The 846-nt window shown below is 70.9% G+C and carries 2 pseudogenes; one reads left to right on the forward strand and one right to left on the reverse strand.

The features are described from left to right. Positions 1–8: 8 nt before the first annotated feature. Positions 9–197 (forward strand): annotated as a pseudogene (locus tag ACFWJO_RS39905) (Glu/Leu/Phe/Val dehydrogenase dimerization domain-containing protein); the annotation flags it as partial. A gap of 105 nt (positions 198–302) precedes the next feature. Here the strand turns inward: ACFWJO_RS39905 and ACFWJO_RS39910 are convergent. Further along, positions 303–845: pseudogene (locus ACFWJO_RS39910) on the reverse strand (carbamoyltransferase HypF); the annotation flags it as partial. Position 846 lies beyond the last annotated feature (1 nt).

Consider the following 846-nt stretch of genomic DNA (forward strand, 5'->3'; position numbering starts at 1 on the left):
GCACCCGCATGTCCACCACGGTCAGTGTCGGCGAGGTCGCCAGGCTGGCCCGCAACATGACCTGGAAGTGGGCGGGGGTCGACCTGTTCTACGGCAGCGCCAAGGCCGGCATCTGGGCCGACCCGACCGCCTCCTCCAAGGAAGCGGTCCTGCGTGCCTTCGTCCGGGCACTGCGCAACGAGGTCCCCGAGGAGTACGTTTTCGGGCTCGACGTGGGATTGACCGAGAAGGACGCCGCGATCATGCTCGACGAGGTCGGCGGTCGCGGCGGCGAGGGCATGGTGGAAGCCGAGTGCGAGCGCCGCGGGCGGGGTCCCGTCGCGGAGACCGGCAACCAGTCCGGACACCAGAAGAGGCAGTCTGAGCTGGTCGTTCTCCACGTCCATGGCCAGGGGAGCCGGGTGCGGGGCCGTCCGGGCGAGGGCCTCGAGTTCGATGGCCGCCTGCGCCTCGTAGGTGACCCGGTGCCGGACCCCGAGCAGCGACGCGACTCCGTCGAACAGGCGGCCCGCGCTCGTCGTCCTGACGCAACCGAGACCCGACCGAAGTTGCGACTCCACGGCCGCGCGTTCCGCGGAGGGGATCGCCTCGACACACGGCAGCCCGTCGACGTCGGTGATCCCGCACTCGTGCAGCAGAGCCAGCGCCACCCGCACCGGATTCCGGACGGCGGCGTCACCGCCCGGCAGTGAGAAGGGCTGGACGTGTCCCACCCGCCTCGTGTCGAGGATGTTCGGGCCGACCAGGAGGAGTTCGCCGCCCCACACGGTGGTGTCGCAGCCGTACCCGGTCCCGTCGAACGCGACACCGAGCACCGTCGTCCCGACCAGTCCGTGTTCGGCCATC

Source organism: Streptomyces sp. NPDC127092 (assembly GCF_042722475.1).
In the GTDB taxonomy this organism is placed as follows: domain Bacteria; phylum Actinomycetota; class Actinomycetes; order Streptomycetales; family Streptomycetaceae; genus Streptomyces.